We start from the raw sequence: 3,576 nt of genomic DNA, 5'->3' as shown, positions 1-3,576 counted from the left end.
CAAGATCGAAAACGAAAAGGAAAAACCCATCACCGTAAACTACGACGAACTCGTCAAATCTTGGACAAAACAGTAAGTCGCTTGACGTGATGGCATGATGCGCGCCGCCCGGCCTTCCGCCGGGCGGCGTTTTTCGTCCTTCGCCTTCGGCTGTGCGGAAATAGTTTTCAGGATTTTCACGAAAATTCCGTCAGCGCGGCAGGTCGAGGCTCGGCGCGGAGGCGGCGGCCTACAATCGATTGAATAAGAATCAGCGGATTGTCCTGGTTTTCAAGCGCTGGTGTCTGAGAAAATTATTTACAAAAACCCGATTTGCCGTTACCCGTGAAGCAATGCCCCGCCCGGCGAACGCGGCGGGGTCTGCCGCGAGCCGCGACGCTCATCGCCAGCATGGAGAGGACAACAGGGATGGCACTCGTTTCGATGGGACCGATGCTGAAGCGGGCGCAGGCCGCGCGCTACGGTATCGCCGCATTCAACATGATCGACTACAACAGCGCCCGCGCCATCATCGAGGGCGCCGCCGAGAAGAAGGCGCCGATGATCGTCCAGGTCTCGGTCAAGACCATCAAGCACTGGGGCTTCAAGCCGATCGCTACCTGGGTGCGCATGCTGGCGGAGGGCGTCGACGTACCGGTGGCCCTGCATCTCGACCATTGCAGCGACGTCGACGTCATCGCCAAATGCATCGAGGCCGGCTGGACCTCGGTGATGTTCGACGGCTCCTCCCTTCCCTTCGCCGAGAACAAGGCGAATTCCGAGGCCGTCTATCGCATGACCGAGGATGCCGGCGTCGGGCTCGAGGCCGAGATCGGCGCGATCGGCGGCGTCGAGGACGACAAGTTCGTCGCCGAGGACGCGGCGATCCTCGCCAATTACGACGAATGCGTCGAGTTCGTGAAAGGCATGCCGAACCTCGCCGTCTTCGCGCCGGCGATCGGCACGGCGCACGGCTTCTACAAGGGCCAGCCGAAGATCGCCTACGACCTTCTGGAGAAGATCACCGCGACCATCCCGATCCCGATCGCGCTGCATGGCGGCACGGGCCTCAGCCAGGAACAGTTCGACCGCTGCATCGCCGGCGGCTGCGCCAAGGTCAACATCTCGACCATGCACAAGCACCGCTACATCGACGGCTTCCTGCAGGTGCGTGCCGACAAGCCGAAGCTCGAGGAGCCGCTGCCCTTCATCGTCGGCCAGTACGAGGCGATGAAGCGCGACGTGCTCGACATGATCGACGCCTTCGGCTCGGCCGGCAAGGCGGCCCATGCCGCAGGCACGGAGGCGTGACCATGGAAGCGCTGATCTTCGACTGCGACGGAGTGCTGGTCGACACCGAGCGCGACGGCCACCGCGTCGCCTTCAACGAGGCTTTCGCCGAACTCGGCCTCGACACCGTCTGGAGCGTCGAGCGCTACGGCGAACTGCTGCTCACCGCCGGGGGCAAAGAGCGCATGCGCCGGCATTTCGACGAGACCGGCTGGCCAGCCTCCCATCCGGACCGCGACGCGCTGATCGCCTCGATGCACAGGCTGAAGACCGAGATCTTCATGCGGCTGATCTCGACCGGCGCCCTGCCGCTTCGGCCCGGCATCGAGCGCATCGTCGACGAGGCGATCGCAGACGGCATCACGCTCGCCGTCTGCTCGACCTCGAACGAGAAGGCGGTGCAGGCCGTGGTCGACGTCATGCTCGGGCCGGAGCGCTCGAAGAAGATCACCGTCTTCGCCGGCGATGTCGTCGCCAAGAAGAAGCCTGCGCCGGACATCTACACCCTCGCAGCGACGACGCTGAAGCTCGCACCGGAAAACTGCGTCGTCATCGAGGACAGCAACAACGGGCTTCGCGCCGCCAAGGCCGCTGGCATGAACTGTATCGTCACGGTCTCCTCCTACACGGGCGAGGAGGATTTCTCGCTGGCCGACCGGGTCGTCGACGATCTCGATGCCGGGAACGTCACGATCCCCGCCTGCAAGGACCTGGTCGCGGGACGCGCGGCGACGGTCTCGGCCTGATCGGACGCGGTACCGGCGGGGTTCAGGCGCTTTCGCCGCCGCGCCGGTACCATTTCTCCAGGGCCGCCCCGGTCTTCTGCAGGGTTTCCGCCGTGCGGGCGCCGGCGCGGAACAGCGTTCCCACATAGAGAAGATCGATCAGGAAGAGCTGGCTGATCCGGCCCTCGAGGAAGTCGCCATGTAGCGGCACCAGCGGCTGCGTCGAGCTCCAGGTGGTCAGCGACACGTTGCCGGCCCTGGCGACGCCGGAGTCCGCGTCGCTGGTGATGGCGATCGTCGTCGCGCCGTTCTCGCGCGCGAGCTTCAGCGCGCGGGCGACCGTGTCGGTCGTCCCGGTATGGGAAATGCCGACCATCACGTCGCTCGCGCCGAGCGTCGCCGCCATGATCGTCTGCGTATAGCCGTCGCGATAGGCGGACGCGTCGAAGCCGGCCTTGATGAACATGTGGGCGGCCTCGTCGCAGATCGAGGCGGCGCCGCCGACGCCGACGAAGACGATCTTGCGCGCCTTGACCAGCGCCTCGACGGCAAGCTCCAGCCGCTGCGCGTCGAGCATGCGCTGCGTGCCGGCAAGGCCGGAGATCAGCAGCGTGGCGAGCTTGTCGCTCGTCGTCACCAGCGAGTCCGACCCGTCGATCTCCGGCGGGATGTTGACATAGGCGTTCGCCCGGTTGCGCGTGCCCTCGGCGAGCGACAGCTTCATGTCGGGATAGCCGTCATAGCCGAGCGCGCGGCTGACGCGGCTGATCGTCGCCTCGCTGACGCCGAGCGTGCGGCCGAGCTCGGTGATCGAGGAATCGAGCCGGGTTCCGGCGTTCTCGCGCAGAAAATCCGCGACGATCCGCTCGGACTTTCTCAGCGTGCCGTAGCGCTCCTGGATGCGCTGCAGAAGGTCGCCCTTGCTCTCCCGGTCGGCCGCCGATGTCGTCGTCATGTAGGAACCCGCAGTAAGTGGCATCGAATGGTGTCGCCGGCGGTGATGACGACCGACATTCTATTCGGTAACACTCATTGGCGACGAAGAAAAGTTTCCACCTTGCCTGTGCGTGATTTATCCCGCTGAAGTTTTTCGGCGGCGTTTCTTCAAATGGGACGGTGTGGCCGCCGCCGCGCGCGATGAGGCCTGATCCCTGTCGGGAAGCGCTGCGTCCCATGGAGCGTGGCGCGGGCAGGCGGCGGGCCCGCCGCGGCCGCGAGCGAGCGCCAGCGACGCTGCCATTCCAGTAAGAAATTTTCAGGAAACTTTCGCCCATCGCGCGGGAATTCGCTCGGGAACCGCCGCCTTGCGCGATCCTCGGCGATCATCCACCGGAAGACGCTGTCGAGAACTCTGTCACTTATGTCATATTTTTCATGAGGATATCAGGCTGTCCCGCCAGCTTTGCCTGCGCATTTCCTCTCGTTTCACCCGGAAAACAAGGTTCGCAATTTTTGGAGAAAATTTTCTCGACAACACTCCGGGGCAGTGTTAGGAAAAGCCATCGCAAGAACGTGGCAATGACGGGAGAAAGTTTTGATGGCAGGAGAGACGAGGCATCCGAATGCGCCGTCGCGTGCGTTG

The 3,576-nt window shown here is 64.0% G+C and carries 4 protein-coding genes; 2 read left to right on the top strand and 2 right to left on the bottom strand.

What is annotated here, in order from left to right; genetic code table 11:
• The first annotated feature begins 408 nt into the window (after positions 1–408).
• Together ACEVQ6_RS23495 and ACEVQ6_RS23490 are read left to right on the top strand one after the other, a co-directional pair.
• The gene (locus ACEVQ6_RS23495) at positions 409–1,290 is read left to right on the top strand and encodes a class II fructose-bisphosphate aldolase (RefSeq protein ID WP_374891469.1); all 882 of its coding nucleotides are present in this window, start codon (positions 409–411) and stop codon (positions 1,288–1,290) included.
• A 2-nt stretch (positions 1,291–1,292) separates the two neighbouring features.
• Positions 1,293–2,015, top strand: a complete 723-nt coding sequence (locus tag ACEVQ6_RS23490) for an HAD family hydrolase (RefSeq protein WP_374891468.1) — start codon at positions 1,293–1,295, stop codon at positions 2,013–2,015.
• 22 nt (positions 2,016–2,037) lie between these two features.
• Here the strand turns inward: ACEVQ6_RS23490 and ACEVQ6_RS23485 are convergent, their stop codons facing one another.
• The gene (locus ACEVQ6_RS23485; RefSeq protein WP_374891467.1) at positions 2,038–2,949 is read right to left on the bottom strand and encodes a MurR/RpiR family transcriptional regulator; all 912 of its coding nucleotides are present in this window, start codon (positions 2,947–2,949) and stop codon (positions 2,038–2,040) included.
• Between the two features lie 403 nt (positions 2,950–3,352).
• A partial coding sequence (locus ACEVQ6_RS23480) for a hypothetical protein (RefSeq protein WP_374891466.1) occupies positions 3,353–3,576 on the bottom strand: 224 nt, incomplete at its 5' end.

The organism is Ensifer soli, from assembly GCF_041928815.1.
Taxonomy (GTDB): domain Bacteria; phylum Pseudomonadota; class Alphaproteobacteria; order Rhizobiales; family Rhizobiaceae; genus JBHFEI01.
Note: the sequence above shows the minus strand (reverse complement) of the source record. Positions and strands in the feature narration are given on the sequence as shown.